General features: G+C 71.9%; 22 protein-coding genes. 9 read left to right on the top strand and 13 right to left on the bottom strand.

Translation table 11 applies throughout. The features are described 5' to 3' along the window. Positions 1–363: 363 nt before the first annotated feature. Together ACFYPJ_RS32465 and ACFYPJ_RS32460 are read right to left on the bottom strand one after the other, a co-directional pair. The gene (locus ACFYPJ_RS32465) at positions 364–591 is read right to left on the bottom strand and encodes a hypothetical protein (protein WP_389024941.1); all 228 of its coding nucleotides are present in this window, start codon (positions 589–591) and stop codon (positions 364–366) included. A gap of 314 nt (positions 592–905) precedes the next feature. Beyond that, on the bottom strand, positions 906–1,562 hold the full coding sequence (locus ACFYPJ_RS32460) for a helix-turn-helix domain-containing protein (protein WP_389024939.1): 657 nt from the start codon (positions 1,560–1,562) through the stop codon (positions 906–908). Between the two features lie 231 nt (positions 1,563–1,793). On the opposite strand from ACFYPJ_RS32460, the gene ACFYPJ_RS32455 reads away from it, so the two are divergent. The 7 genes from ACFYPJ_RS32455 to ACFYPJ_RS32425 all read left to right on the top strand — a co-directional run bounded on the left by ACFYPJ_RS32455 (position 1,794) and on the right by ACFYPJ_RS32425 (position 10,792). After that, positions 1,794–2,465: a hypothetical protein gene (locus ACFYPJ_RS32455; protein WP_389024937.1), complete on the top strand. Its 672-nt coding sequence runs from the start codon at positions 1,794–1,796 to the stop codon at positions 2,463–2,465. 119 nt (positions 2,466–2,584) lie between these two features. Further along, positions 2,585–3,583 (top strand): LacI family DNA-binding transcriptional regulator, encoded by a 999-nt coding sequence (locus ACFYPJ_RS32450; protein WP_389024935.1) that lies wholly within the window; start codon positions 2,585–2,587, stop codon positions 3,581–3,583. 120 nt (positions 3,584–3,703) lie between these two features. After that, positions 3,704–5,056 carry an ABC transporter substrate-binding protein gene (locus tag ACFYPJ_RS32445; RefSeq protein WP_389024933.1) on the top strand — a complete coding sequence of 451 codons (1,353 nt, stop codon included), beginning with the start codon at positions 3,704–3,706 and terminating at the stop codon, positions 5,054–5,056. Positions 5,057–5,061: 5 nt separating this feature from the next. Further along, positions 5,062–6,015, top strand: coding sequence for a carbohydrate ABC transporter permease (locus tag ACFYPJ_RS32440; RefSeq protein ID WP_389024930.1), 954 nt, complete (start codon positions 5,062–5,064; stop codon positions 6,013–6,015). Next, positions 6,012–6,887, top strand: a complete 876-nt coding sequence (locus ACFYPJ_RS32435; protein ID WP_389024928.1) for a carbohydrate ABC transporter permease — start codon at positions 6,012–6,014, stop codon at positions 6,885–6,887. The genes ACFYPJ_RS32440 and ACFYPJ_RS32435 overlap by 4 nt, the downstream gene beginning before the upstream one ends. 32 nt (positions 6,888–6,919) lie before the next feature. Further along, positions 6,920–8,527: a glycoside hydrolase family 13 protein gene (locus ACFYPJ_RS32430; protein ID WP_389024926.1), complete on the top strand. Its 1,608-nt coding sequence runs from the start codon at positions 6,920–6,922 to the stop codon at positions 8,525–8,527. 93 nt (positions 8,528–8,620) lie between these two features. Then, on the top strand, positions 8,621–10,792 hold the full coding sequence (locus ACFYPJ_RS32425) for a discoidin domain-containing protein (RefSeq protein WP_389024924.1): 2,172 nt from the start codon (positions 8,621–8,623) through the stop codon (positions 10,790–10,792). Between the two features lie 165 nt (positions 10,793–10,957). Here the strand turns inward: ACFYPJ_RS32425 and ACFYPJ_RS32420 are convergent, their stop codons facing one another. The 9 genes from ACFYPJ_RS32420 to ACFYPJ_RS32380 all read right to left on the bottom strand — a co-directional run bounded on the left by ACFYPJ_RS32420 (position 10,958) and on the right by ACFYPJ_RS32380 (position 21,420). After that, positions 10,958–11,878 (bottom strand): endo alpha-1,4 polygalactosaminidase, encoded by a 921-nt coding sequence (locus ACFYPJ_RS32420; protein ID WP_389024922.1) that lies wholly within the window; start codon positions 11,876–11,878, stop codon positions 10,958–10,960. Further along, positions 11,875–12,537 carry a spherulation-specific family 4 protein gene (locus ACFYPJ_RS32415; RefSeq protein ID WP_389024920.1) on the bottom strand — a complete coding sequence of 221 codons (663 nt, stop codon included), beginning with the start codon at positions 12,535–12,537 and terminating at the stop codon, positions 11,875–11,877. Before ACFYPJ_RS32415 ends, ACFYPJ_RS32420 begins: the two co-directional genes overlap by 4 nt. Then, complete coding sequence (locus tag ACFYPJ_RS32410) at positions 12,534–13,445, bottom strand: NAD-dependent epimerase/dehydratase family protein (RefSeq protein ID WP_389024918.1); 912 nt, start codon at positions 13,443–13,445, stop codon at positions 12,534–12,536. Before ACFYPJ_RS32410 ends, ACFYPJ_RS32415 begins: the two co-directional genes overlap by 4 nt. A 7-nt stretch (positions 13,446–13,452) precedes the next feature. After that, positions 13,453–14,166: an NDP-sugar synthase gene (locus ACFYPJ_RS32405; RefSeq protein ID WP_389024916.1), complete on the bottom strand. Its 714-nt coding sequence runs from the start codon at positions 14,164–14,166 to the stop codon at positions 13,453–13,455. Between the two features lie 67 nt (positions 14,167–14,233). Further along, positions 14,234–15,235 carry an SDR family NAD(P)-dependent oxidoreductase gene (locus ACFYPJ_RS32400; protein WP_389024914.1) on the bottom strand — a complete coding sequence of 334 codons (1,002 nt, stop codon included), beginning with the start codon at positions 15,233–15,235 and terminating at the stop codon, positions 14,234–14,236. Between the two features lie 99 nt (positions 15,236–15,334). Next, complete coding sequence (locus ACFYPJ_RS32395) at positions 15,335–16,741, bottom strand: hypothetical protein (RefSeq protein ID WP_389024912.1); 1,407 nt, start codon at positions 16,739–16,741, stop codon at positions 15,335–15,337. After that, positions 16,738–18,264 (bottom strand): GT4 family glycosyltransferase PelF, encoded by a 1,527-nt coding sequence (pelF, locus tag ACFYPJ_RS32390; protein WP_389024910.1) that lies wholly within the window; start codon positions 18,262–18,264, stop codon positions 16,738–16,740. Before pelF ends, ACFYPJ_RS32395 begins: the two co-directional genes overlap by 4 nt. Positions 18,265–18,348: 84 nt before the next feature. Then, positions 18,349–20,472 carry a hypothetical protein gene (locus ACFYPJ_RS32385; RefSeq protein WP_389024908.1) on the bottom strand — a complete coding sequence of 708 codons (2,124 nt, stop codon included), beginning with the start codon at positions 20,470–20,472 and terminating at the stop codon, positions 18,349–18,351. A gap of 420 nt (positions 20,473–20,892) precedes the next feature. Next, positions 20,893–21,420 (bottom strand): hypothetical protein, encoded by a 528-nt coding sequence (locus tag ACFYPJ_RS32380; protein WP_389024906.1) that lies wholly within the window; start codon positions 21,418–21,420, stop codon positions 20,893–20,895. A gap of 396 nt (positions 21,421–21,816) precedes the next feature. Here ACFYPJ_RS32380 and ACFYPJ_RS32375 point away from each other — a divergent pair, with 396 nt between their 5' ends. After that, positions 21,817–23,868, top strand: coding sequence for a phosphocholine-specific phospholipase C (locus ACFYPJ_RS32375; protein WP_389024904.1), 2,052 nt, complete (start codon positions 21,817–21,819; stop codon positions 23,866–23,868). A 182-nt stretch (positions 23,869–24,050) separates the two neighbouring features. On the opposite strand, the gene ACFYPJ_RS32370 is transcribed toward ACFYPJ_RS32375, so the two are convergent. Together ACFYPJ_RS32370 and ACFYPJ_RS32365 are read right to left on the bottom strand one after the other, a co-directional pair. Then, a complete protein-coding gene (locus ACFYPJ_RS32370; RefSeq protein ID WP_389024902.1) occupies positions 24,051–25,226 on the bottom strand; it encodes a hypothetical protein in 1,176 nt (391 codons plus the stop codon). Next, complete coding sequence (locus ACFYPJ_RS32365; RefSeq protein WP_389024900.1) at positions 25,223–26,017, bottom strand: phosphatase PAP2 family protein; 795 nt, start codon at positions 26,015–26,017, stop codon at positions 25,223–25,225. Before ACFYPJ_RS32365 ends, ACFYPJ_RS32370 begins: the two co-directional genes overlap by 4 nt. 218 nt (positions 26,018–26,235) lie before the next feature. Here ACFYPJ_RS32365 and ACFYPJ_RS32360 point away from each other — a divergent pair, with 218 nt between their 5' ends. Beyond that, positions 26,236–26,850 carry a TetR/AcrR family transcriptional regulator gene (locus ACFYPJ_RS32360; RefSeq protein ID WP_389024898.1) on the top strand — a complete coding sequence of 205 codons (615 nt, stop codon included), beginning with the start codon at positions 26,236–26,238 and terminating at the stop codon, positions 26,848–26,850. The last annotated feature ends 60 nt before the right edge of the window (positions 26,851–26,910 follow it).

Here is a 26,910-nt window from a genome sequence, read left to right as displayed (position 1 = left end):
GGGAGACTCGCACGCCGGGTTCGGCGAGCGGCATGGAGAAACGGACCGGTGGTAACACCAGCACCGCGCTCCGTGCCGACTCAACAGACGGGCACACGTGCCCGCACAGCGCGGTGAAGCAGGAAGCCCCTGGAAGGGTCCAACGACCCAGGCCGGAATCCCTGGACTTCAGGCCAGGGAGCACGTCAAGGATTCCCCCTTTCCACATGTCGGTTCCTGAGTTCCCCCGAACCGGGAACGGGCGGCTTCCGGGTCGGGGAGGCGCGGCGTTCGCACGGCCGGCCGGGCACCGGATCACCGCCTCCCGGACGGCGGTCGCACCCGGCCGCTCCGCCGGCCGGGTCACCTCGACGCGGTCGCCGCTCAGTCCCTCGGGCACCAGGTGTGCAGCAGTCGGAAGAACGCCTCTTCGTTGCCCATGAGCCCGGCCTCGGTCATCGCCTGCTCCGCCTCGGCCAGCACGGCGGGTGGGACCAGACACGGCCGGTCACCGTCCGGTGGGCCGTCGAAGGCGGCGCGTACCGTATGGAGCAGGCGCAGGTATGCCTGAACGGCGGTGCGCTCGCGGTCGGTCAGTACGGCGGTGGACATGGTCGGCTCCCCGGGTCGGCTCTGCGGTCACGCGTCGGGACGGCGCGTACGCCGCGCGCGGTGGCGGCGTACCTCCAGCTTGCCGTCCGCCACTGACAACGCCGTCCGGGCGCACGTGGTTTCGCCCGCTCGGCGCAGCCCGCGGGCGGGCGGGAACGCGGGTTCGGCGAGGCCGGGGCGGTGGGGTGCGGCTCCGGGGCGGGGCCGCGATGCGGGCGTCCGGCGCGCGGGGCCGCGCCGGAGGGTGCCGGTCCGGTCGGCTCCGCGGGCCCCGGCACGCGGGTTCCTGCGGATACCCGTGTTCCGCCGCCGGATCACGACTCGGGGCGGTTGACGCTTTCCAGGAGCATGTCCAGCCACTCCGCGACCTTGTCCCGGTGCTGGTCGGTGGGCAGTTGCGCGGCACGCCAGGCGATGCCGCGCACGCCGTGGTCCTGCAGCAGCCGCTCCAGCGGGTCCACGGCGGCCGCGGCCGCCGCCCGTTCGCGGCCGGCCAGCTTCTGCAGCAGCTCCTGCTCGGTGTTCTGGAGCGCGCCCGCGACGGCCTCGGCGTCCTCCGCGGTGAGAAATCCGGCGTGCACGCGGAAGAAGCGCTGCAAGGCGTCGCAGTGCTCCATGGTGGGCCGCCGGTCGCCGTTGATGAGGGCGCCGGCCTGCTGCCGGGACATGCCCGCGCCGTCGGCGATCTCCTGCTGGGTGTACTTGCGTCCGTTGGGCTTGAGCCGGGTGCGGCGCAGCAGGTCCAGGCGTTGCAGGAACCTGGCCTGGACGTCGGGCTCGCCCGCGGGGCGGCCGCTCAGCAGGGCCCCGACGACGGGTTCGGGGACGCCGCAGGCGACGGAGAGCCGCCCGACGTCGAAGACTTCGGGATGCGGCACGCCGAGCCGGTCGGCGAGCGCGGTGACGCGTGCGACGACGGCCGGCAGCTGGGCGGTCGCCGTGGCGCCCGGATCCTCGTAGCCATCCGTCACGGACAGAACTCCTCGGTCTCTCAGGGGATGCGGTGGCTTGCCACCAGGGGCTGCCGTGAACTTCCCGGAGAGTAGCCCCTGCCCGGAACCCGCATCCAGGTCTCGCCACAACTGTGGCCAATTTCAGCCGTCAACGAGGTTGAAATGCCACGATAGTTGACATGGACCTTGTCTGGCAGCAGGATCACAACGCCGCGTGAAGGCCGCAGAGGCAAGAGGGGTGACCTCCCGATGGCATATCAGGCAGATGAGCGGCGGCCGGCGCCGCGGCCGGTTCCCGGGGACCGTGAGGTCCAGGCGTACCTCCAGGACTACGCGCTGCTTCTGGACGCGGTCGCGTTCCCGTCGCTCGTCGTCGATCACCGCTGGGACGTGGTGCTGGCGAACAGCGCCTTCGAGACACTTTTCCGCGGCGTCGGATCGCACCCCACGGCCATGCCCGGTGACAACTTCCTCCGCTTCGTCCTGTTCCACCCCGACGCCGGCACGGTGCTCGGGGAGCACGAGTCGAGCTGGGCCCTGCCGATGCTGGCCCGCTTCAAGGCCGCCCTGGAGCGGTGCGCCCACGACCACGGACTACAGGCGATCCGCCGGGAGATCGCCCAGGACCCGATCATGGAGGCCGCCTTCCGGCACGGGCTGCCGCACTGGATCCGCGCGGTCGGCGAGGCCGCCGCCGAACACGACGGCGCCGTCCGTCCGCTGCTGCACCCGGACCCGCGCTGGGGTGCCACCGACTGCCGACTCGTCGACGACACCCCGAAGACCCTCCGGGACCTGGGCCACACCTGCATCACCCTCGTCCTGCGCGACCCACGCCGCCCGGCCGCCACCGCCCGCCGTCCGCGCCGCCCCCGGGGTACGGCCGCCCATCTGACCGTCGTACCCGCACCGGAGCCCTGACCCGGCACCGCCGGCGTTCAGGTCGCCGACGGCGCCGGGCGGGTCCACCTGGCCGGAGGCAGTGTGTGCCCCAGCAGATAATGCAAGTATCTTGCGTATCTTGCGCTATTCTTGCGCTCATGACGCGACGACTTGCGGAAGTGGCGAAGAAGGTCGGGGTCAGCGAGGCCACGGTCAGCCGGGTGCTCAACGGCAAGCCCGGAGTCTCCGAAGCCACCCGGCAGGCGGTGCTGTCCGCCCTCGACGTCCTCGGCTACGAACGGCCCACCCAGCTGCGCGGGGAGCGCGCCCGACTGGTCGGCCTGGTCCTGCCCGAACTGCAGAACCCCATCTTCCCGGCCTTCGCCGAGGTCATCGGCGGTGCGCTGGCCCAGCTCGGGCTCACCTCGGTGCTGTGCACCCAGACCAAGGGCGGCGTCTCCGAGGCGGACTACGTCGAACTGCTCCTGCAGCAACAGGTCTCCGGAGTCGTCTTCGCCGGCGGTCTGTACGCGCAGGCCGAGGCCCCGCACGACCACTACCGGCAGCTCGCCGACCGCAACATCCCGGTGGTGCTGGTCAACGCGGCCATAGCGGACCTCGGTTTCCCCGCGGTGTCCTGCGACGACGCGGTCGCCGTGGAGCAGGCGTGGCGCCACCTCGCCTCCCTCGGGCACGAGCGGATCGGCCTGGTCCTCGGTCCCGGCGACCACATGCCGTCGGCGCGGAAACTGGCCGCGGCCCGCGCCGTGGCGGCTGAGCTGCCGGACGAGCACGTGGCCCGGGCGATCTTCTCGATCGAGGGCGGGCACGCGGCGGGCGCCAAGCTCATCGACCGCGGGGTCACCGGCTTCATCTGTGCCAGCGACCCGCTCGCGCTGGGCGTCGTACGGGCCGCCCGGCGCAAGGGCCTCGACGTGCCCACGCAGGTCTCGGTCGTCGGCTACGACGACTCCGCGCTGATGAACTGCACCGAGCCGCCGCTCACCACCGTCCGTCAGCCCATCGAGTCGATGGGCAAGGCCGCGGTCGAACTGCTCAACGCTCAGATCGGCGGGACCGCCGTGCCCGCCGACGAGTTGCTGTTCGAGCCCGAGTTGGTGGTCCGCGGCTCCACCGCGCAAGCGCCACGTGACTGAGATGCAGTAGATACCATTCCGCTGTCAAATAATTACAGATTCTGCGCGACATCTTGCGAACCTCTGGTCTCGATGCTTGAGTGTGCGGCACCCACAGCTCCTGTCCAGAGGGGTCCACCGATGTCAAGCACCGGGTTCCGCCGTACCTTCGTCGCGATCGGCGTCTGTTCCTCCCTGGCCCTCGTCGCCACGGCCTGCGGGTCGTCCGGCGACGAGTCGGCCGACGGCAAGACTCGCATCACCGTCAACTGCGAGCCGCCCAAGAGCGCCAAGGTAGACCGGACGTTCTTCGAGGAGGACATCGCCTCCTTCGAGAAGCAGAACCCGGACATCGACGTCGTCGCGCACGACGCCTTCCCCTGCCAGGACCCGAAGACGTTCGACGCCAAACTCGCCGGCGGGCAGATGGAGGACGTCTTCTACACCTACTTCACCGACGTCAAGCACGTCGTGGACATCAACCAGGCCGCGGATCTCTCGCCGTACGTCAAGGAGCTGAAGAGTTACGAGACCATCCAGCAGCAGCTGCGCGACATCTACACCGTCGACGGGAAGATCTACGGCATCCCGCGCACCGGCTACTCGATGGGCCTGATCTACAACCGCAAACTCTTCGAGAAGGCGGGCCTCGACCCCGACAAGCCGCCGGCCACCTGGGAGGAGGTCCGCGCCGACGCCAAGAAGATCGCCGCGCTCGGCGGCGGGACCGTCGGCTACGCCGACTACAGCGCCCAGAACCAGGGCGGCTGGCACTTCACCGCCGAGCTGTACTCGCAGGGCGGCGACGTCGTCAGCGAAGACGGCAAGAAGGCATCCGTCGACACCCCCGAGGGCCACGCCGTCCTGCAGAACCTGCGCGACATGCGCTGGACCGACAACTCCATGGGCACCAAGCAACTGCTCATCCTCAACGACGTGCAGCAGATGATGGGCTCCGGCAAGCTCGGCATGTACCTCTCCGCCCCCGACAACATTCCGATCCTCGTCAAGGAGAAGGGCGGCAACTACGACGACCTGGCGATCGCGCCGATGCCCGGCGGCCAGGCCACCCTCGTCGGCGGCGACGGATACATGTTCAACAAGAAGGACACGCCCGAGCAGATCCGGGCCGGCCTCAAGTGGCTCGACCACATGTTCCTCACCCCGGGCTCCGGCTTCCTCGGCGACTATGCCCGTGCCAAGAAGAACGACGCCCCGGTCGGCCTGCCGGAGCCGCGCCTGTTCGCCGGCGCCGCCGACGCCAAGGACCAGCAGATCAAGAAGGCCAACGCCAACGTCCCGGTGGCGAACTACCAGTCCTTCCTGGACGGCAACCAGCAGCTCCAGATGAAGATCGAGCCGCCCAACGCCCAGCAGATCTACTCCGTCCTCGACGGAGTCGTCTCCGCCGTCCTCACCAAGAAGGACGCGGACATCGACCAGCTCCTCAAGGATGCCTCCGGCAAGATCGACAGCATCCTGGCCCGGAGCTGACGGCGATGACGAAGACGGCCGCGCGGCGAGACACCCCAGTGATCGCCGTACGCCCCGTTCCGGCGCCGCCCCCGGTAGGGGGCCGGGGGCGGCGCCGCCTCCTCGACCAGCTCCACGCCTACGGATTCCTTCTCGGCGGCCTCGTCTGCTTCGCCCTGTTCTCCTGGTACCCGGCGATCCGCGCCGTCGTGATCGCCTTCCAGAAGTACACGCCGGGCGCACCGCCCGAGTGGGTCGGCACCGCCAACTTCACCCGGGTCTGGCACGACCCGGAGTTCGCGGCGGCCTGGCGCAACACGCTCACCTTCACGCTGCTGGCCCTTCTCATCGGCTTCGCCATCCCCTTCGTGCTCGCCCTGGTCCTCAACGAACTGCGGCACGCCAAGGCGTTCTTCCGGATCGTGGTCTACCTGCCGGTGATGATCCCGCCGGTGGTCAGCGCCCTGCTGTGGAAGTGGTTCTACGACCCGGGGGCCGGCCTCGCCAACGAGGCGCTGCGCTTTCTGCACCTGCCCACCTCGAACTGGTCCAACGGCGCCGACACCGCCCTGGTCTCCCTGGTGATCGTGGCGACCTGGGCGAACCTGGGCGGCACCGTCCTGATCTACCTCGCCGCCCTCCAGTCCATCCCCGGCGAACTGTACGAGGCGGCCGAGCTGGACGGCGCGAACCTCCTGCAACGCGTGCGGCACGTGACGGTCCCGCAGACCAGGTTCGTCATCCTGATGCTGATGCTCCTCCAGATCATCGCCACCATGCAGGTGTTCACGGAGCCGTTCGTCATCACGGGCGGCGGCCCGGAGAACGCCACGGTCACCGTCCTCTACCTGATCTACAAGTACGCCTTCCTCTACAACGACTTCGGCGGGGCCTGCGCGCTCAGTGTGCTGCTCCTGGTGCTGCTCGGCGCGTTCTCCGCCGTCTACCTGCGGCTCACCCGCTCCGAGGGGGACGCATGAGCACCCGGACCCTGGTCTCCCCGGCGGTGCTGGCCCGCCCGCGCGGCAAGGCCGTCTACTGGGCCGTGTTCACCGGCGTCGTCCTGCTGTTCGCGCTTGCCTTCCTCTTCCCCGTCTACTGGATGGTGACCGGCGCGACGAAGTCGCCGGACGAGGTCGCGCAGACCCCGCCCACCCTGATCCCGAAGGCGTGGCACACCGACGGCTTCACCGACGCCTGGGATCTCATGCAACTGCCGCAGCACCTGTGGAACACGGTGGTCCAGGCCGCCGGCGCCTGGGTGTTCCAGCTGGTGTTCTGCACGGCCGCCGCCTACGCGCTGTCCAAGCTGAGACCCGCCTTCGGCAAGGTGGTCCTCGGCGGCATCCTGGCCACCCTGATGGTCCCGGCCCAGGCCCTGGTCGTACCGAAGTACCTCACGGTCGCCGATCTGCCGCTGATCCACACGAGCCTGCTCAACGACCCCCTCGCGATCTGGCTGCCGGCCGTCGCCAACGCCTTCAACCTCTACCTCCTCAAGCGGTTCTTCGACCAGCTCCCGCGCGACGTACTGGAGGCCGCCGAGATCGACGGCGCCGGAAAGCTGCGCGTCCTGTGGTCGATCGTGCTGCCCATGTCCCGGCCGGTCCTCGGCGTGGTCTCGATCTTCGCGCTGGTCGCCGTGTGGCAGGACTTCCTGTGGCCGCTGATGGTCTTCTCCGACACCGACAAGCAGCCGATCAGCGTGGCCCTGGTCCAGCTGTCGCAGAACATCCAGCTGACCGTGCTCGTCGCCGCCATGGTCATCGCCAGCATCCCGATGGTCGCCCTGTTCCTCGTCTTCCAGCGGCACATCATCGCCGGAATCAGCGCGGGCAGCACCAAGGGCTGACACGGCCTCCCCTCGACAGAAAGGCACGCACAGTGGGACAGCCCACCCATGCCCACAACCGGACCGACTGGTGGCGCTCCGCCGTCATCTACCAGGTCTACGTGCGCAGTTTCGCGGACGGCGACGGGGACGGCACCGGTGACCTCGCGGGAGTCCGCGCCAGGCTCCCGTACCTCGCCGAACTCGGCGTGGACGCACTGTGGTTCACGCCGTGGTACGTGTCGCCGCTGAAGGACGGCGGCTACGACGTCGCCGACTACCGGGCCATCCATCCGGCCTTCGGCACCCTCGCCGAGGCGGAGAAGCTCATCGCGGAGGCCCGGGAACTGGGCATCCGCACCATCGTCGACGTCGTACCCAACCACGTCTCCGACCAGCACCCGTGGTTCACCGCCGCGCTCGCCGCGTCCCCGGGCAGCCCCGAGCGCGAGCTGTTCCACTTCCGGCCCGGGCGCGGCGAGCACGGTGAACTGCCGCCCAACGACTGGCCGTCCCAGTTCGTCGGCTCCACCGAACCGGTGTGGACCCGGCTGCCGGACGGCGACTGGTACCTGCACCTGTTCACCCCCGAGCAGCCCGACCTCAACTGGGCCCACCCGGCGGTCCGCCAGGAGCACGAGGACATCCTGCGCTTCTGGTTCGAGCGGGGGGTGGCGGGCGTCCGCATCGACTCGGCCGCCCTGCTCGCCAAGGACCCCGCCCTGCCGGACTTCGTCGCGGGACAGGACCCGAACCCCTTCGTCGACCGCGACGAACTCCACGACATCTACCGCTCCTGGCGGTCCGTGGCCGACGACTACGACGGCGTCTTCGTCGGCGAGGTGTGGCTGCCCGACCCCGAGCGGTTCGCCCGCTACCTGCGTCCCGACGAACTGCACACGGCCTTCAACTTCTCCTTCCTGTCCTGTCCCTGGGAGGCGCCCCGGCTGCGCAACTCGATCGACACGACCCTCGCCGAGCACGCCCCGGTGGGTGCCCCCGCGACCTGGGTGCTGTGCAACCACGACGTGACCCGCACGGTCACCCGCTACGGCCGCACGGACACCGGCTTCGACTTCGCCGCCAAGACCTTCGGCACCCCGGCCGACCTGGCCCTGGGCACCCGGCGGGCGCGGGCCGCCGCGCTGCTGTCGCTGGCCCTGCCCGGCGCCGTCTACGTCTACCAGGGCGAGGAACTCGGCCTGCCCGAGGCCGACATCCCGCTGGACCGCATCGAGGACCCGATGTACTTCCGCTCCGGCGGCACCGACCCGGGCCGCGACGGCTGCCGGGTTCCGCTGCCCTGGACGGCCGAGGCGCCGTACGCGGGCTTCGGCTCGGGTGAGCAGCCGTGGCTGCCGCAGCCGGCCGGCTGGACGGAGTACGCGGCCGACCGGCAGCAGCGGGATCCCGCCTCGATGCTCGCCCTCTACCACACGGCGATCCGGCTGCGTCCCGTCTTCGGGGACGATCCGCTCGGCTGGCTGCCCGCCCCCGAAGGAGTGCTTGCCTTCACCCGCGCGCCGGGCACCAGCTGTGTGGTGAACCTCGGTGCGGACCCCGCCGAGCTGCCCGCGCACAGCGAACTCCTGCTCACCAGTGGCCCCCTGGACGAGTCGGGCCGGCTGCCGCAGGACACGGCGGCCTGGCTGCGCGCCTGAGCCGCCTCCCCACCCCCGCACCCGGCGGCCCGGCCCCGCGGCCGAGCCGCCACCGCACCTCCGCTATCCCGCACCCCACGAAGGGATCAGCACATGCACAGCAGCACCCGCAAGACGGTCGGGCGCATGCCGGCCATCGGCGCGGCCGTCGCCCTGGCCGCCGGAATGCTCGTCACCATCGCGCCGTCCGCGCACGCGGCGGCCGGCGCCACCCTGCCCTTCACCTCCGTCGAGGCCGAGTCGGCGACCACCACCGGCACGAAGACCGGCCCCGACTACACCCAGGGCACCCTTGCCTCCGAGGCATCCGGACGCCAGGCGGTACGGATCACCTCCGGCCAGCGCGTCGAGTTCACCGTGCCGCGCGCGGCCAACGCCGTGAACGTCTCCTACAACGTCCCGGACGGCCAGTCCGGCACACTCGACGTGTACGTCAACGGGCAGAAGCTGGCGAAGACCCTCACGGTCACCTCCAAGTACTCCTACGTCGACACCGGCTGGATCGCGGGCGCCAGGACCCACCACTTCTTCGACAACGCCCGCCTGCTGTTCGGCCAGAACGTGCAGGCCGGTGACAAGGTCGCCTTCCAGTCGAACGGCACCCAGGTCACCGTGGACGTCGCCGACTTCGAGCAGGTGGCCGCGGCGGCCGGCCAGCCCGCCGGATCCGTCTCCGTCACCTCCAAGGGCGCCGACCCCAGCGGCAACGGCGACTCCACCCAGGCTTTTCGGGACGCCATCGCCGCCGCCCAGGGAGGCGTGGTCTGGATCCCGCCGGGCGACTACCGGCTGACGTCCTCGCTCAGCGGCGTGCAGAACGTGACGCTCCAGGGCGCCGGAAACTGGTACTCCGTCCTGCACACCTCCCGCTTCATCGACCAGTCCAGCTCCACGGGCAACGTCCACATCAAGGACTTCGCGGTCCTCGGCGAGGTCACCGAACGCGTCGACTCCAGCCCCGACAACTTCGTCAACGGATCGCTCGGACCGAACAGCTCTGTGTCGGGCATGTGGATCCAGCACGTCAAGGTCGGCCTGTGGCTGATGGGCAACAATGACAACCTGGTCGTCGAGAACAACCGCATCCTCGACACCACCGCCGACGGCCTCAACCTCAACGGCAACGCCAAGGGCGTCCGCGTCCGGGGCAACTTCCTGCGCAACCAGGGTGACGACTCCCTGGCCATGTGGTCCCTGTACGCACCGGACACCGACAGCAGCTTCGAGAACAACACCATCTCGCAGCCCAACCTCGCCAACGGCATCGCCATCTACGGCGGTACGAACATCGCCGTGAAGAACAACCTGATCTCCGACACCAACGCCCTCGGCAGCGGCATCGCGATCTCCAACCAGAAGTTCGCCGACCCCTTCTCCCCGCTGGCCGGCACGATCACCGTCGACGGCAACACCCTCGTGCGCACCGGCGCCCTGAACCCCAACTGGAACCACCCCATGGGCGCGCTGCGCGTCGACGCCTACGACAGCGCGATCAACGCGACCGTCACCATCACCAACACCACCATCACCGACAGTCCCTACAGCGCCTTCGAGTTCGTCTCCGGCAGCGGCCAGGGCCACGCGGTCGGGAACGTCACCGTGGACGGCGCGACGGTGCGGGGCACCGGGACCGTCGTGGTGCAGGCCGAGGTCCAGGGCGCCGCCACCCTCCGCAACGTCACCGCCTCCGCGGTCGGCGCCGCCGGCATCTACAACTGTCCCTATCCGTCCGGTACCTTCACCCTCACCGACGGCGGCGGCAACTCCGGCTGGAACACCACCTGGCCCGACTGCTCGGCCTGGCCGCAGCCCGGCCAGGGCAACCCGGACCCCGACCCGACCACCAACCTGGCCAAGGGCCGTCCCGCCGGCGCCACCGGCTCCGTGGACGTCTACACGCCCGGCAAGGCGGTCGACGGCGACGCGAACAGCTACTGGGAGTCCACCAACAACGCCTTCCCGCAGTCCCTGACCGTCGACCTCGGCTCGGCCCAGGCGGTGCGCCGACTGGTGCTGAAGCTGCCGCCGTCCACGGCCTGGGGCGCGCGCACCCAGACCGTCACCGTGCTCGGCAGCACCGACGGCCAGAACTTCTCCACCGTGGCCGGCGCACAGGGCTACCGGTTCGACCCGGCCACCGGCAACACGGCCACCGTCGCCCTGCCGAGCGGCACCAGCCTGCGCCACCTGCGGCTGACCGTCACCGCCAACACCGGCTGGCCCGCAGGCCAGTTCAGTGAGGTGGAGGTGTACCGCACGCCGTGACCCCGGGCGGTGCCCCGCGCTTCCCGGCGGCGTCCGCCGCGGATCCAGTGTGATCCGGGCCGTGGACCCACAGCCGGCGAGCGCGGGGCCCACGCACGCGTGTACGGCGCTCCCGCGGTGCGACGATCCCGGCCACCGCCGCCGTCCGCGTTCCACGACCGCGGCTCAGCAGGGCTGGCGCCACACCCCGAGATCCAGCCTCTTGCGCATGGACGACAGCTTCAGCTCACGCGACTCGGTGCAGAACGCGCCGGTCGGCTCGGCGTACTCGACGTGGAAGACCGCCTTGCCGGCCGCGATGAACGGCCGCAGCGCGCCGCACTCGTCGTACTGCGCGCACTCCTCGTTGACCGCGAAGTCGAACCGCCCGACGAGCTGCGGGATCTGCCGGAGGTCGTTCTTCAGCCCCACCGCCAGCCCGCGTTCGTGCGCGATCTCGGCGATCATGCGGTTGTAGGCCAGCTGGTCGTCCGCGGTCAGCGGGAACCCCGTCCTGTCGGCGTACCCCTCCACGAGGTCCGGTTCCACGGCGTCGAACCCCTTGGCCCGGCACATGTCCATCCGGCGAGCCATGACCGGCCGCAGCACGTCCCGGCGCCGGACGTCCAGCCACCGCTCGCCCGCCCATCCGTTGGCGGCACCGAGCACGGACTTGGGGAAGGCGTCCTTGTCCGGGCGGAAGGTCTCCCACGCGCCGACGTTGAGGTAGCAGATGACCTTCCGGCCGGCGCGGTGCAGCCGGGCCACGTCCGCCGCGGAGTTCTCGAAACCGTCGATGTCGTAGACGGGGACGTCGACGGACGGGTCGGCCCTGCCGTCGAGCTGCCACTGCCAGGCCAGACCGGGGCGCGGCTGCCAGCGCTGCCGGCCGGCCGGCGCCGGTGTGCGCGAGGCCGGGGACCGGTTGCCCGGGGAGGCGGACGGCGTGGGCCGCTCCGTCGCGGCCGGACCGTCCGGCGCGCTGGAAGCGGGGCCGCTCCCGACGGGCTTCGCCGGTCCGCCGGCCCGGCCCCCGCCATCCGGGCCCGCACACGCGGTCAGCGCCAGGGCCGTCACCAGTGCGCACACCCACGTGACCCGTCTCATTGCTTCGCCTCCGTCAGCGCGGGCGTCAACTGCGCCCAGGGATTGGGTAGTTCACCCGTCACCGGTCCGGCGACGGCCGCGCCCCGCTCACCCGCGGTGCGGACGGCGAGGGGCACCAGCGCCTCGGGCACCCCGTACACGAGATGGCAGAACCGCTCCGGTGGATGCCGTGCCGTCCACGCCGGTCTGCTGAACGCCGACACGTAGGTCGACCAGTGGCCCTCGAAGGTGACGACGAGGTCGGCGAGCCGGGCGTACCCCGGGGCCGGGTGGACGCCGGGATTGAGGACCACCGTCGCGGCACCGAGCCTGCGCACCGACCGCACGAGGCGCCGGCAGGCGGGCAGTTCGTCCGGCGAGGCGGTCACCTGGTCGAGGAAGCAGCCGTCGGTCCCGTACCACTCGCGGTACCGGATGACGTCCGCCGTCACCTCGGCCGGCTCGCGGGTGCCGTAGTCGGTGTCGACGTAGCCGAGCAGCCGGGCACCGGCGGTCCGCAGTGCCCCGGCCGCCGCGGCGAACGCGGGGTCGGGCCTTCGGCCGGGGCCGCCCGCCGGATTGAGCACCACCGCATAGGTTCCGGCGGCCGAACCGATCAGGCGGTGCCAGGCACCGGGGTCCTCGGCCGGGTGGACGTAGAGCGGAACGAGCAAATTCACGGGATCCGGTCGCCTTCCCGCGGCGCGGTGGCCGTCCACAGCGCGGCCAGGGAGTCGTCCAGGGTGTACGACGGCCGCCAGCCGAGCGCCTCCGCGGCGGCCGTGACGTCGGAACACTGCCACGAGACCTGCGCCGACCGGGCCGAACCGCCCCCGTGCTCCTCGATCCGCCCCCGGAACCCGGCGACGCGGGCCAGCACCCGCACCAGGTCCCGCACCGGGACGGCCCGTCCGCCGCCGATGTTCAGGACGTCCGGCAGGGGCCGCGGGGCCGACACCGCGAGCGCCGCGGCCCGTGCCACGTCACGCGCGTCGACGAAGTCGCGGTACGCCGACAGGTCGCCGAGCCGCAGCACCGCCCCGGGATCGTGGCCGGCCTCCCGCAGCAGGCCGGCGACCCGGCCGGGCAGCCCGGCCGCCGGGGCGCCGGCCCCCACCGGGTTGCCCACCCGCAGCACCACCGCGTCGAGCCCCGACGTGGTGACCGCGACCGTGCCGGCGAGCTTGGTGGCGCCGTACATCGACAGCGGACGCGTGGGCGCCGACTCGGTCGCCGGGAGGTCCGGGATGCCCGGACCGTACTCGGCGGCCGAACCGAGATGCACCAGCCGGGCCGTCGGCGCGGCCTTGCGCAGCGCCGCGCAGAGCACCGCGGGACCACGGGCGTTGACCTCGGTGAGGGTCACCGCGTCACCGCCGGTCGCGCCCGCGCAGTTGACCACCGCGTCGGGCGCGGCGTCGGCCAGGATCCGGGCCAGCTCGTCCGCCTGGGCGGTGGCGAGGTCGATGCCGGACTCCGCGGCGGGGGAGCGGCCGGCGCCGAGCACCCGCACGCCCGCGAGGGCGCGCAGGTGTCCGGCGACATGGCCGCCCAGATAGCCGGTGAAGCCCAGGACGAGAATGCGCATCGGGTGGTCAGGCTCCCTTGAGCAGCAGTGACTTGCGGGTGGTGAACTCCGCGTTGGCCCGGTCGTAGTCGTCCGGGCGGCCGATGTCCAGCCAGTACCCGTCGAACTCGTAGGCGTGCGGCGGGTTCTGCGTCCTGAGCAGGTCGATGACCAGCTCGTCGAAGCCCAGCGGCAGCCCCGGCGTGTAGCCGTCGAGCGTGGATCGGGAGAGCCCGTACACGCCCATGGAGACGCGGTAGTCCATGCTCGGTTTCTCGGTGAAGGCGACGACACGGCTGTCGTCGGTGGTCAGCACCCCGAAGTCGATGTGCACCTTGCGGGCGTACGTCGCGATGGTCAGCGGCGCCCCGGATCCGCGGTGCGTGCGCAGCACTGCCGCGAAGTCGAGGTCGGTGAGGACGTCGCCGTTCATGACGAGGAACGTCTCCGGCAGCCGCTCGCGCAGGGTGAGCAGCGGGCCCATGGTCCCCAGGGGGCTGTCCTCGGTGGCGTAGTCGACGGTCATGCCCCACTGTCTGCCGTCGCCCACATAGGCGCGGATGATCTCGCCCAGATGGCCGATGGCTATGGTGCAGCTGGTGAAACCCGCCGTCGCGAGCTGGCGCAGCACGATCTCCAGGATGGCGTGCTGGTCGCCGATGGGCACGAGCGGTTTGGGCAGCGCGGTGGTGTAGGGCCGCAGCCGGACGCCCTTGCCTCCCGCCAGGATCACTGCGTGCATGGGACTCCTCCTTGGTGTCCTCGGTGTCCGTGGTGTCCTTCGTGTCCTGCGTGGACGTGCGGCCGGGTCAGATGTTGTAGATGCCGGTCTTGTAACGGGCGAGGTTCGCCGGATCGCGGAAGAACTCCACGGTGTGCGCCAGGCCCTCCTCCAGGGAGTGCGCGGGCCGCCAGCCGGTCGCCGCGGTGAGCCGGCTCGCGTCGCAGACCAGCCGCATCACCTCGGAGGCCGCGGGCCGGATGCGCGCGCCGTCCTCGCGGACGTCGAGGCCGGTGTCCATCACCTTGCCGATCAGCGCCACGAGGTCGCCGACCGAGATCTCCCCGCCGGTACCCGCGTTGAAGGTGCGGCCCACGACCTGCCCGGCGGACGCGCGGCCGACCGCGAGGAACGCCTGCGCGGTGTCCTTGACGTAGCTGAAGTCCCGGGTGGGGCGCAGGTCCCCGAGAGTGATGGTGCGTTCGCCGGCGGCCACCTGGCCGATGACGGTGGGGATGACCGCCCGCATCGACTGGCGCGGACCGAAGGTGTTGAAGGGCCGCAGCGTCACCACGGGCGTGCCGAAGCTCGCGTGGTAGCTGTCGGCCAGCCGGTCGCCGCCCGCCTTCGAAGCGGCGTACGGGGACTGGGTGTTGATCGGATGGTCCTCGGTGATCGGGACCGTCTGCGCGGTCCCGTAGGTCTCGCTGGTCGAGGTGTGCACCAGCCGGGGCGTGCCCAGGGCGCGGACCGCCTCCAGCACGTTGAGGGTGCCGGTGACATTGGTGTCCACGTAACTGTGCGGGGCGCGGTAGGAGTACGGGATCGCGATGAGCGCGGCCAGGTGGTAGGCGCAGTCGGCGCCTTCGAGGAGATCCCGGACGGAGCCGGGGTCCCGTACGTCACCGAGGACGATCTCCACCTGGTCGAGGACGTCCTGGGGCAGCGTCTCCAGCCAGCCGTAGGAGGAGAAGGAGTTGTACTGCGCCATGGCCCTCACCCGGTGTCCGGAGGCGACCAGCGCCTCCGTCAGGTGTGAGCCGATGAAGCCTTCGGCCCCGGTGACGGCGGCGAGCGGTGCGGTGGTCAACTGGTGCTTCCTTCCGGTTGTTTGTGCTTCCTTGTGGGGGGTTGGGCGGTACGTCGTCCGGACCGGGCGCGGCTCTCCCGCCCACCGCGGGCCGGACGGTCAGGCGTGCGGGGCGGGCCGTCCCAGCAGGCGCAGCGCGCCCGATGTGAGACACAGGGCGGCGACGCCGCAGCACAGCGACAGGACGCCGGCATGCGGCGGCGGGCCGAGGCGGGTGAGCGCGGCGGCCGCGCCGGCGGCCGTGAGGCACACCCCCGCCGGCAGCCACGCCACGCCGAACGCCTGGAGCAGCAGGGCCGTCCACAGGGCCGCCGCGAGCAGCAGCAGCGGGGCCGGGGCGGAGCCGGTGAGCAGGGCCGCCGGGAGGAGGGGCAGCAGATAGGCGCTCACGCACAGGGCGAGCACGCCCGCCGACCGGAGCCGGAAGGCGGCCGGGGTGGCGGTCCTGCGCAGCGCCGCCACGGACAGGCCGCGGTACCGGTACAGCAGCCACTCGGCCGGCCCCATGCTGACGGTCAGCACGATCACCGCGTACGGCTCCTCCCGGCCCGTGAGCAGCACCAGCGTCCCGGCGGCCAGACCGAACAGACCGTAGGGCAGTGAACCGAGCAGCGAGGGCCGGGCGGCTGCCGCTGTCCGGGGGCCGGCCAGGGCGGAGCGCAGGGCCCAGCCCGCCGCGGCCACGGTGCAGAGCAGGGCCAGCAGCGGCAGCCCGGCCCGCAGCAGGGGGCCCGGTTCCCACCACGGGAGCGCCGCGGCACCGGCGATCACCGGTGTGAGCGCGGCCAGCAGCAGCCGTTCCCCGCCCAGCACCAGCAGCACGCCGGCCGCCGCGAGATACGCCGACTGCGCCCCGGCGGCCGGTACGGCGGAACCGGAACCGGCGACCGGCCATGCGGTCGCCGTCGCCACCAGGGCGCCCACCGGGGCCCCCTTGAGCAGGGTGCGGCCCGCCTCCCGGCGCCCCGTGCCCATCCGCAGGAAGGCCCGGTGGCCGAGCGCCTGGCCCCAGGCCCAGGAGACGAGTCCGGCCACGACCAGGACCAGGACGGCCCGCTCGGCGTGCCACAGCGGCGCGATGAGCAGGTAGGCGAGTCCCGGCAGCGCGAACAGGGCGCCGCGCAGCGCGCACCGCACGTGGTCCGGGCGCCACGGGTCGGCCGGCGGCGGGGGTTCGGGGAAGGTGCGTGGCACCCGCTCGTACAGGGCGGCGGCGAGGGAGAAGATGTCCGGGTGGCCGTACCGCTCCTTGATGACCTCGGCGGTCAGTCCCTCCGACTCCAGGAGCGCGGCCACCTCGTAGGGGTGGACCGCCGGGCCGATGCCGTCGGCGAGTTCGGCGGCGAGCGAGTCGACGGCGGCGTGGTCCGCGCCCCAGCGCGGCCGGCGCAGCGCGAGTGTGCGGTCGTGCCGGACCCGTCTGCGGGGCACAGGGTCCTCGGACAGCCGCAGCGACAGGGTGTCCTGCTCCGCGCCGTCCGGTTCGAGGGCCATCGGTCCGCTCATCCCGCCAGGCTCCCCGTCCTCGTGACCGCCGGACGACCCGCCGGGGCGGGCGCCGGGCGGGCGTCCGGTGGGCGGATCCGGCCGAGCGCCGACAGCTCCAGATAGATGGAGCGGAAGGTGTCGACGGTCTGGCGCAGGGTGAACTGCTCGACCACCCGGAGCCGGGCCGCCTCGCCCATCCGGCGCCGGCGCTCCGGATCGGCCAGCAGGTCCAGCGCGGCGTCGGCCATCCGCGCCGGGTCGCGCGGCGGCACGACCAGGCCGGTGTCCCCGACGGCCTCGCGCACTCCGCCGACGTCCGTGGAGACGGTCGCCCGCCCGCACGACATGGCCTCGATCAGGGTGAACGGGAAGCCCTCGCTGATGCTGGAGAGCATCACGACGTTCCCGGCGGCGTAGGCGTCCTTGATGTCGTCGACCCGGCCCTCGAAGCTGACCGCGTCGCCGTGCCCCAGCTCCGCGGCCAGTGCCTGACACCGCTCCCGGTAGCTCTCCCCGCCCCGCGGTGTGCCGCCGAACAGGCGCAGCGCGGCGTCCGGGACCCGGCCGCGGACCAGGGCGAACGCACGGATGAGGGTCTCCAGGTCCTTGATCGGGTCGACCCGCCCGGCCCAGCTGAGGGTGGGCCGCTGCGGTTCCGGGCCGGCCGGCGGGAAGGCGGCCGGGTCGACGCCGTTGTACACGGTGCGGATCGACTCGGGCGCGGCGCCGCCCTGTTCCTCCCACAGCCGGTTGTACCGGTTGCCCGGGGTGATCAGCGCCGCACGGCGGTAGGTCTCCTCGGCGAGCAGCCGGAAGAACCCGAGGACGACGGCCTTCACGGGCCAGCGGTAGGGGGCGGTGCGGTAACCGAGGTAGCGCTCGCGCAGATAGACGCCGTGTTCGGTCAGCAGCAGCGGTACGCCGTGCTGTTCGAGGGCGGCGAGGCCCGGCAGCACGGCGACGCCGCCGCTGACGGCGTGGGCCACCCCGGTCCGGGGCGCCTGCGTGGCCAGCGGCCGCAGGGCGTGCTCCAGCAGGGCGGTGGCGGTGATCGCGTCGTGCAGGGTGGGGCGGGCCTCCCGCACGGCCAGGCCGGGGCGGTTCCACACCGCGGTCAGGACCCCGATCGCCAGGTCGCCGCGGAGGAACGGACTCAGCGTGCCGTCCGTCGCGGCCCGTGCCATCGCGTAGAGGGCGGTGGCGAAGCCGTCCTCGGCCCGGGGGTCGAGCAGGGCCACGAGGAACTGCTCATAGGCCGTGGTGAGCTGGTTGCGGGCGCGGCCCCGGGGCGGGCGTCCCGCGGGCGCGGGACCCCACATGGGGACGGAGACCACGCGTGTGACCTGGTGCGGCAGGTCCCATACGAGGGGTTCACGTCCGGTGCCGGTGACGGCGAGGACCTCGAAGTCGAGGTCGGGCATGCCGGTGACGAGCTGGTCGCACCAGACGCTCACCCCGCCGTGACTGTGCGGGTACGTGCCTTCGGTGAGCAGGGTGACACGCGTCGAGCCGGAGCGGCGCGCGCCGTGCTGAACGTGCATGGATGGCTCCACGGCCGAGGTGGGTGACGGTCGTACCGGGCCCGGCCGCGCAGGGTGCGGCCGGGCCCGTGGTGCGGGCCGGACTCAGTCCTCAGGGGCGTACGGCACCGGCTCGGTCACGCCGGCCGGCTCCGTGGTCAAGGGAGCGGTGGAGACGGTCGCGGAGTCGGCCGGGCGGGCGGTCGCGGCCGGGGCGGCGGCGGACGAGGGGAGGGTCAGCGCGACCGGCTGCCCCGTCGCGGTGGTCCAGCCGGAGACCTCGCCCGCGTACGCGGAGCCGAACGCGGTGCCGCCCCGCGTGGAGCCGGTGGGCAGGGTCGCGGGCACGGCCACGCCGTCGGGGGCCTGGACGGTGACCGTGTCGCCGATGCGGTACGCGCTCACCTGGCCGGCGTCGAGCGCCGCGTCCCAGGCCGCGCGCCGCTGCATCTCGGTGCCGATGTCCTTCATCCGCAGGTTCACCACGGGGGTGTTGTCGGCGAACAGCGCGTGGTAGCTGTCCAGGACGCCGTCGAGGACGGGGTAGGCGATACGGTCCTCGGTCAGGTTCGACTGGTGGATGAAGTGCGGCCTGGGGTCGTTGGAAAGCACGTGCCCGAGGGCGGTCCTGGTCTCCAGCGGCACGATGTGGTCGGCGTAGCCGGTGGCGGTGTCCAGCGGCGTGGTCAGGCAGGTGGAGGTCGCCGGGTTGTCCTCGCAGACGCCGCTGCCGCCCTGGGCGCGGCTGGTGTAGATCCAGTTGTACTCGTCGACCTGCTCGGCGGCGCGTCCCGCGTTGTAGAAGACGTTCATCGGGTAGCGGGAGACGGTGGTCGCGGGACCGACCTGACGCTGCACGGGGTCACGGGAGTTGTCGGACGCGAGCCACTTCACGCCGTTGTCCGTCAGGGCGGGCGCCAGGTTGGGGTTGTCCGCCGGCTGCTGCGGCAGGATCCGCAGGCCCGAGTGCTCGCCGGTCACCAGCTCCTGGTCGTCCAGCGGAAGTCCGACCGACCTGCCCCAGGCCCGGTTGTTCGCGATCTCGTCGGAGATCTCCGTCCGGCTGACCCACCGGGTGCTGCCGTCGGCACGGGTGGCGCACTTCCACGGCACCACGCTGACGTCCTGGACGCACCCGAGGAACGGGTGCGTGTAGGTGTGGTCGACCCAGCGGAAGCTGTCGCGTCGTGCGACGAACGCGTCGGCGAGGGCGTCGACGCCGTCGTTGTCCTCGCGCTGGTTCACACTGCCGGAGCCGTTGAACACCATGTCCAGGGTGAGGCCCTGCCGCCGTTGCCAGGCGACGGCGTACTCGACGTCGGCCGCGGTCATCCGGATCGGGTTCTCCGTGCCCTGCCCCGGCGGGCAGTCGATGTCGCCCGGCGTGCAGTTGAGGTTGCTGTCCCAGCGGTCGTCGGCCGCGAACACGTCGTCCACGTGCACCGCGAAGTAGTTGCGGGAAGCGCCGAGGTGCACCCCGCCGGTCATCCACTCCACGATGCCGCGCGCCAGCAGCCGGAACTGCTGCTGGTACTGGTTGTACACGAACGTGACGACCAGTTCGCGCCGTCCGTCGTGCCGGTACTCGCCGACCAGCGACCCCCTCGTCGACCTGCCCGGGATCGCCGCGTCGACGAAGGTGGTGAAGTCCGCGCCCGCCGCCGGCTGCGCCAGATAGGCGTAACTCTCGCCCACGGTCGGGGAGTTGTCCTCGAACGGCACGGCGCCGTCCAGATACCCGAACGGCCCGGCCGCGCCGGCGTCGGTGACCTGCGCGGTGACGCCGTCCACACTGCCGGAGTAGCCGGGGACGTTCAGACCCACCTGGGTACGCGCGTAGGTGTAGGCGTCGACCTGCGGGATCGCATACGTCTGCTCGTACGCGGCCAGCGCCGCCATCTCGCCGGAACCGGCCGCGAACGGGTTGTCGCTCGGCAGGACGACGGCCTGGAACCTGGCCCGCGGGCGGCCGTCCACCACGTCCGCCAGGAATCCGGCGTCGATCACGGGTCTCGCGGGGTCGTGAAGGTCGATCTCGGTGTACGGCGTTCCCGCGTTGTCGAGTTCGGCCGCGATGGCGTCGGTGGACGGTCCCCCGTCGCTCACCACGAGGACCCGCAGATCGACGCGGGGTGTGTCCGGGCCGGCCTGGGCCGTGGTGGCCGGCAAGGCGAATAAGACGATGAGGGCGCTTGCAAGCAGCGCCGTAGTGCGTATGTTCCGCTTCATGCGGTGAAGTCCCCTCCCCGGGAGGGGGTGGCCCACGCTCACGCCTGGAGCGGACGCACCCCCGCACGCGACGCCGTGCCCCCCTCAGACGCCGGTCGTCGCGCTGTCGTCGCATCATATGGTGATGGTCCTGTGTAGCTTTTGTGGTCATGTTGCGAAACGTGACGGAAAAGCGAGGCGCGGAGTCGGGTCCGCGACCGTGCGGACGGCCGCGGTCGGGCGGGGTGTGCGGCCGCTCGACGGCTCCGTGCGCAGGTCGGGGGGTGGCAGCCGGTCGGATCGCGGGCCGTCCGCCGGGTTCGGAACGGGTTTTTCCGGACGGCGTACGTCATTCCGTTCTCGTCCGGATTTGGCTCACCCCGTGCCCCCGGGACGCGAGAGCGGCCGGCCCGCGGGGGCCGGCCGCCGGGTGACGGACCGTCAGACGCAGAGCACCCGGGTCTCGGGCGTGTAGGTCGGCCCGCCGCTGAGGTTCGTGCTGTCGCTGAACTCGATGTAGGAGTACGAGTAGAAGCCGATGTTGCCGTTGCAGCCGGAGTCGGCCGCGACCTCCAGGGTCAGGGTGACGGTCCGGCTCTGACCGGGCGGGATGGTGGCGCCGTAGTTGGTGCCGAGGTTGGCGGGCCCGGTGCCGGAACACGGGACGGCGCCGTCGGCGGTGGCCAGACTGCAGCCGGTGAAGCTGTACTTGAGGTCGGGGCGCTGGGTCGTCAGCCACGTCGGGTCGATGGTCTGGTACACGAACCAGATGTCGTAGGTGTGGTTGTTGGTGATGGTCATCGACAGGTTCACCTTGCCGCCGGGTGTCGTGGTGGCGGTGTCGGTGGTGAAGGCGAGGTCGGCCTTGGCGGCCGGGGCGGCGCTCGCGGCGGGTGTCAGGCCGAACAGGGCGAGGGCGAGGGCGAGGACGGCGGTGAGGCCGAGGCGCCTCAGCAGTGTGGATCGCATGGCCCGGGAGGCTAGGCAGACGACGCCCGCCGCGTCTGCCCCGTTCGGTGCCCCGGGAACGCCGGTCGGCTGAAAGTGTGCGTCTTGTGAAGAAGATGTGAGTGGGTCGTCACATGACGCCCCGGCCGCCATCGCCGCACGACACCGCCGGTGTACGGGGTCCGGCCGACCTGTCGTACCGTCCCGGGCGGCGCGGCACGGCGTCCCGACGCGATTGGCGAATGCCCGCCGTCGTCCCGCCGGACGACGGACGTCCGGCCCACCCCGCGTACGGACATCTTTCACATGGACGCCACCGGACCCTTCCCTCAGGTTCGGTGCGCTTGGAACACTCGCTGGGCGCATATGCCGTCACGTTCCGGCCGTCCGTACCTCAGGATGAAAGGCTGTCTCTCCATGCCCGAAGTCAATCGGCGCCGATTCCTCCAACTCGCCGGCGCCACCACGGCCTTCACCGCCCTGTCCGGCAGCATCGAGCGTGCTGCCGCGCTGCCCGCGAACCACCGCACGGGCTCGGTCGAGGACGTGGAGCACATCGTCGTCCTCATGCAGGAGAACCGGTCCTTCGACCACTACTTCGGCACGCTCAGGGGCGTCCGCGGCTTCGGCGATCCGCGCCCGGTGGCACGACCCGACGGCAAGCCGGTCTGGTACCAGTCGGACGGCAAGAAGGACCTGCTGCCCTTCCACCCCGACGCCGACGACCTGGGACTCGCCTTCATCCAGGACCTGCCGCACGGCTGGAACGACACGCACGCCGCCTTCGACGGCGGCAAGTACGACAAGTGGGTCCCCGCCAAGGGCGCCACGACCATGGCGTACCTGACCCGGGACGACATCCCCTTCCACTACGCGCTCGCGGACGCCTTCACCGTCTGCGACGCCTACCACTGCTCGTTCATGGGCTCGACCGACCCGAACCGCTACTACATGTGGACGGGGTACACGGGTAACGACGGCCAGGGCGGCGGCCCCGTCCTCGGCAACGACGAGGCGGGCTACTCCTGGACGACGTACCCCGAGCGGCTGGAGCAGGCGGGCGTCTCCTGGAAGATCTACCAGGACGTCGGCAACGGCCTCGACGCGGGCGGCTCCTGGGGCTGGATACCGGACGCCTACCGCGGCAACTACGGCGACAACTCGCTCCTCTACTTCAAGCAGTACCAGAACGCGAAGCCCGGCGACCCGCTGTACGACAAGGCCCGTACCGGCACCGACGCCCGCACCGGCGAGGGCTTCTTCGACCGGCTGAAGGCCGACGTCAAGGGCGGCAGGCTGCCGCAGGTCTCCTGGATCGTCGCCCCCGAGGCGTTCACCGAGCACCCCAACTGGCCCGCGAACTACGGTGCCTGGTACGTCTCCCAGGTCCTTGACGCGCTCACCGCGAACCCCGAGGTGTGGTCGAAGACCGCCCTGTTCGTCACCTACGACGAGAACGACGGTTTCTTCGACCACCTGGTCCCGCCGTTCCCGCCGTCCTCCGCCGCGCAGGGCAAGTCGACGGTCGACGCCGGCCTGGACCTGCTCAAGGGTCGCGCCGGCTACTCCGACGGCGCCTACGGGCTGGGCCAGCGGGTGCCGATGCTGGTCGTCTCCCCGTGGAGCAAGGGCGGTTTCGTCTGCTCCGAGACGCTCGACCACACCTCGATCATCCGGTTCATGGAGCGCCGCTTCGGCGTGCACGAGCCGAACATCTCGCCGTGGCGGCGCGCGGTCTGCGGTGACCTGACCGCCGCGTTCGACTTCTCCCGCAAGGACACCGAGCCGGTCACGCTCCCGGCCACCGACGGCTACCAGCCGCCCGACAAGGACCGGCACCCCGACTACGTGCCGACCCCGCCCGCCAACCCCGCCCTGCCCCGGCAGGAGCGCGGCGGGCGGCCCACCCGCCCGCTCGGCTACGCCCCGCTGGTGGACGGTTCGGCCGACCCGGCGGCCGGCACGTTCACGCTCACCTTCGCCTCCGGCGCACAGACCGGCGCCGCCTTCCTCATCACCTCGGGCAGCCGCACCGACGGACCCTGGACCTACACCACCGAGGCGGGCAAGTCCGTCGCCGACACCTGGAACTCGGCGTACTCGAAGGGCTCGTACGACCTGACCGTGCACGGCCCGAACGGCTTCCTGCGCGTCTTCAAGGGCCCCGGCAAGACGGCCGGACCGGAGGTCACCGCGCGGCACTCCGGCGAGAACGTCCAGCTCACCTTCACCAACAAGGGCTCCGGCACGGTACGGCTGAAGATCGTCGACGGGTACGGCGGCAAGCCGGTGACGGTGCCGGTGCGCGCCGGTGCCACCGTCCGGCACACCGTGGACCTCGCCATGAGCCGGCGCTGGTACGACCTGACCGTGACGTCGGAGGCCGACCCCGGCTTCGTGCGCGGATTCGCCGGACACGTCGAGAACGGGCAGGCGGGGGTCAGCGACCCGGCGATCGCCACGGTCTGAGGCCCGCCCCGGCCCGACCCGCCGGCCGGCGGGCCCGGCGGGCGGTCACCCGGCGCGACGCCGACGGCGGCCGGTGGACGCGGCATCCCTCCGCGCCCGTCGGCCGCCGCGTGCGTGCCGCCCCGGCCGGCCCGGTACCCCCGAGGACCCGGGCTCGGCCAGAGCGAAGTCCAGAGCGAAGTTCAAAGCGAAGTGAGATGCCCCGGATCCGGCCGCCGTGGCGCCTGCGCCGGTGCGGCGGGGTTGGTGTGCGGCTTCAGGGCAGGCGCTGCTTCGGCGGGCGAGATGCGTGACTTCAGGGCAGGCGTCGGCGTTCCGGGGGCAGCGCGTGGCTCCAGAGCGGGCGTCGGCCTGGCGAGGGCGCTGCGTGGCTCCAGGGCAGGTTTCGGTTCTGTGGGAGCGGTGCGTGGCTTCCGGGCGTCGGCCGGTGCTGCGGGAGCGATGCCCGGCTCCAGAACGCGCGCCGGCGCTGTGAGAGCGATGCGTGACTCCAGGGCGGGCATCGCCGCCGTCGGGCCGGCCCCGGCGGGCCGGGGGGCGGGGCGCGGCACCCGGGTGAGCAGCACCACGCCCCAGGAAGCGGCAGCCGCCCCGGCGAGCGCCAGCAGTACGCCCTCGGCGCCGCCCTGGAGGCCCTGCCCGAGCAGGGTGAGCCCGAGCACCGAGGCCGCCACCGGATTGGTCAGGGTCACCAGGGCGAGCGGGGCGCCCAGGCCGTCGCGGTAGGCGGTCTGGGAGAGCAGCAGCCCGCCACTGGCGAACGCCGCGACCAGCAGCGCGACCACGATCACCGTCGGGCTCAGCGCGGGCCCGGTGCGGTCCGTCGCGGCCACCGTCACCGTCTGGGTGAGCGCCGACGCCACGCCCGAGGCGAAGCCGGACGCCGTCGCGTGCCGCAGTCCCGGCCGGGTGCCGGGCCGGGCGAGCACGCCGATCAGGGCGGCCGTCGTCCCGGCCACCGCCAGCGCCTCGGTCAGGGTCAGCACCCGCTCCGGTGCCGGACCGGACGCGGTGACCAGCAGCGCCGCGAGACCGAGCAGGGTCAGGGCGGTGCCCCGCCACTCGACCGCGCTGACCCGCCGCCCCGCGAACCGGGCGCCCATCGGCACCGCGGCGACCAGGGTGAGCGCGCCGAGCGGCTGGACGACGGTCAGCGGACCGTACGTGAGCGCCACGACGTGCAGCGCCGCCGCCCCGCCGTTCAGTCCGACGGACGTCCACCACGCGCCCTTGCCCAGCAGCCGCAGCAGGCCGGTGCCGGAGTTGCGGGCGGCCAGGCGCTCCTGTGCGACCGCGGCGGCCGCGTAGGCGACGGCCGAGACCAGCGAGAGGGCGACGGCGACCAGGGCGGGGCTCATCGGCCCGCCCCCACCAGGACGTGCTGCTCCGGTGTGAACCGCCGCGTGCCGCGGCTCGCCGGGCCGGCCCTGTGGTGCGACCGGTGGATCACCGCGAGCGCGAGGCCGAGCATGGCCGTGGCGGCGACCGCGTCCAGCCAGTAGTGGTTAGCCGTCCCGACGATCACGAGCAGGGTGGCCGAGGGGTGCAGCAGCCACAGCCAGCGCCAGTGCGAGCGCGTCGCCGCGATCAGACCGATCGCCACCATCAGCGCCCAGGCGAAGTGCAGCGACGGCATCGCCGCGAACTGGTTGGAGAGGTGGTCGCTGGACGGCGGGCCGTACACCGACGGCCCGTACACCCGGGCGGTGTCCACCATGCCGGTGGCGGTCAGCATCCGCGGCGGGGCGAGCGGAAACGTGAACGGCAGCACCAGGGCGGCCGCGGTGACCGTGGCGAGGACCCGGCGGGCCCACCGGTAGTGGGCGGGGCGCCGCAGGTACAGCCAGGCCAGGAAGCCCAGCGTGGCCGGGAAGTGGACCGTCGCGTAGTAGGTGTTCGCCAGGTGGACGAGCAGGTCGCCGTGCAGCAGTGCGGACTGCACGGTGACCTCGTCGGGAAGGTGCAGCGTCCGTTCCAGGCCCCACATCCGGCGGGCGTTGTGGAGGGCGTCACCGGTGTGGCCCACGGCCAGCATGCGGCCGGCCTTGTAGACGAGAAAGAGCCCTGTGACGAGCAGGAACTCACGGAGGAGCGGGGGTCGGGCCATGCGGTCCGGCTCTCTTTCCGCAGGCTCGGTTCGGGCGTTCATCCCCCGGCCCTTTCACTGACGGTCGTGCGTGTGGTGGAGCTGAGCCCCGGACCGCTTGCCGGAGCTCATCGATACGACTTCGTACCGATACGTCAGTGTACCGATACGGCCGGGTTCCGGTACACTCACGTATCGATTGATGTGCGACACACTGAGAACGGGGACTCGCTTCTCGCATGTGGGCCCGGGCGGGCCGCCGCGAGTGAGAGGAAGGGCACATGACGTCGCAGGCCGCGGACGGACCGGAGACGGTCGCCGCCCCGCGCCGCTCCAAGATCACGCCCGAGCGTGAGCGGGAGTTCTTCGACGCCGTGCTCGAACAGATCCGGGAGTGCGGCTACGAGGCCGTCACCATGGAAGGTGTCGCCGCGAGCACGCGGTGCAGCAAGTCCACGCTCTACCGGCAGTGGAAGACCAAACCCCAGTTCGTGGCGGCGGCGCTGCGCGCCAGCGGCCAGGCACGCTTCAGCGGCATCGACACCGGATCGCTCGCCGGTGATCTGCGCGAGGCCGCGCGCGCCGTGGGCGACTGGTCCGGCAAGGACACCCGGCTGCTGCACGCGCTCGGCCATGCGATCATGACCGACCATGAGCTGAAGGGCGTACTGCGCGAGGCGCTCGTCGATCCCGAGATCGCCGTGCTCCAGAAGATTTTGCGGCGCGGGATCGAGCGCGGCGAGGTGCGCGCGGACAATCCGGCGCTGGACTACGTGCCCGCCATGATGTTCGGCGTCCTGCGCACCCGGCCCATGCTGACCGGCCAGTACGCCGACTCCGAGTATCTCGTCGGGTTCGTCGAGGCCGCGGTGCTGCCCGCACTCGGTCTGACCTGAGACTCAGGCCACCGTCCACGGGATGACAGGACGGTGGTCTGTCCGCGCCGCACCGTGGGG

It is taken from the genome of Streptomyces sp. NPDC006012, assembly GCF_042871185.1.
GTDB lineage: Bacteria > Actinomycetota > Actinomycetes > Streptomycetales > Streptomycetaceae > Streptomyces.
This window is presented reverse-complemented; position numbering and strand designations above follow the sequence as displayed.

What these genes read in the sequence shown, in the direction of transcription:
- ACFYPJ_RS32465 (WP_389024941.1), bottom strand. Translation starts at nt 591, where the DNA reads ATGTCCACCGCCGTACTGACCGACCGCGAGCGCACCGCCGTTCAGGCA.
- ACFYPJ_RS32455 (WP_389024937.1), top strand. Translation starts at nt 1,794, where the DNA reads ATGGCATATCAGGCAGATGAGCGGCGGCCGGCGCCGCGGCCGGTTCCC.
- ACFYPJ_RS32450 (WP_389024935.1), top strand. Translation starts at nt 2,585, where the DNA reads ATGACGCGACGACTTGCGGAAGTGGCGAAGAAGGTCGGGGTCAGCGAG.
- ACFYPJ_RS32445 (WP_389024933.1), top strand. Translation starts at nt 3,704, where the DNA reads ATGTCAAGCACCGGGTTCCGCCGTACCTTCGTCGCGATCGGCGTCTGT.
- ACFYPJ_RS32440 (WP_389024930.1), top strand. Translation starts at nt 5,062, where the DNA reads ATGACGAAGACGGCCGCGCGGCGAGACACCCCAGTGATCGCCGTACGC.
- ACFYPJ_RS32435 (WP_389024928.1), top strand. Translation starts at nt 6,012, where the DNA reads ATGAGCACCCGGACCCTGGTCTCCCCGGCGGTGCTGGCCCGCCCGCGC.
- ACFYPJ_RS32425 (WP_389024924.1), top strand. Translation starts at nt 8,621, where the DNA reads ATGCACAGCAGCACCCGCAAGACGGTCGGGCGCATGCCGGCCATCGGC.
- ACFYPJ_RS32420 (WP_389024922.1), bottom strand. Translation starts at nt 11,878, where the DNA reads ATGAGACGGGTCACGTGGGTGTGCGCACTGGTGACGGCCCTGGCGCTG.
- ACFYPJ_RS32410 (WP_389024918.1), bottom strand. Translation starts at nt 13,445, where the DNA reads ATGCGCATTCTCGTCCTGGGCTTCACCGGCTATCTGGGCGGCCATGTC.
- ACFYPJ_RS32405 (WP_389024916.1), bottom strand. Translation starts at nt 14,166, where the DNA reads ATGCACGCAGTGATCCTGGCGGGAGGCAAGGGCGTCCGGCTGCGGCCC.
- ACFYPJ_RS32395 (WP_389024912.1), bottom strand. Translation starts at nt 16,741, where the DNA reads ATGAGCGGACCGATGGCCCTCGAACCGGACGGCGCGGAGCAGGACACC.
- pelF (WP_389024910.1), bottom strand. Translation starts at nt 18,264, where the DNA reads ATGCACGTTCAGCACGGCGCGCGCCGCTCCGGCTCGACGCGTGTCACC.
- ACFYPJ_RS32385 (WP_389024908.1), bottom strand. Translation starts at nt 20,472, where the DNA reads ATGAAGCGGAACATACGCACTACGGCGCTGCTTGCAAGCGCCCTCATC.
- ACFYPJ_RS32380 (WP_389024906.1), bottom strand. Translation starts at nt 21,420, where the DNA reads ATGCGATCCACACTGCTGAGGCGCCTCGGCCTCACCGCCGTCCTCGCC.
- ACFYPJ_RS32375 (WP_389024904.1), top strand. Translation starts at nt 21,817, where the DNA reads ATGCCCGAAGTCAATCGGCGCCGATTCCTCCAACTCGCCGGCGCCACC.
- ACFYPJ_RS32370 (WP_389024902.1), bottom strand. Translation starts at nt 25,226, where the DNA reads ATGAGCCCCGCCCTGGTCGCCGTCGCCCTCTCGCTGGTCTCGGCCGTC.
- ACFYPJ_RS32365 (WP_389024900.1), bottom strand. Translation starts at nt 26,017, where the DNA reads ATGAACGCCCGAACCGAGCCTGCGGAAAGAGAGCCGGACCGCATGGCC.
- ACFYPJ_RS32360 (WP_389024898.1), top strand. Translation starts at nt 26,236, where the DNA reads ATGACGTCGCAGGCCGCGGACGGACCGGAGACGGTCGCCGCCCCGCGC.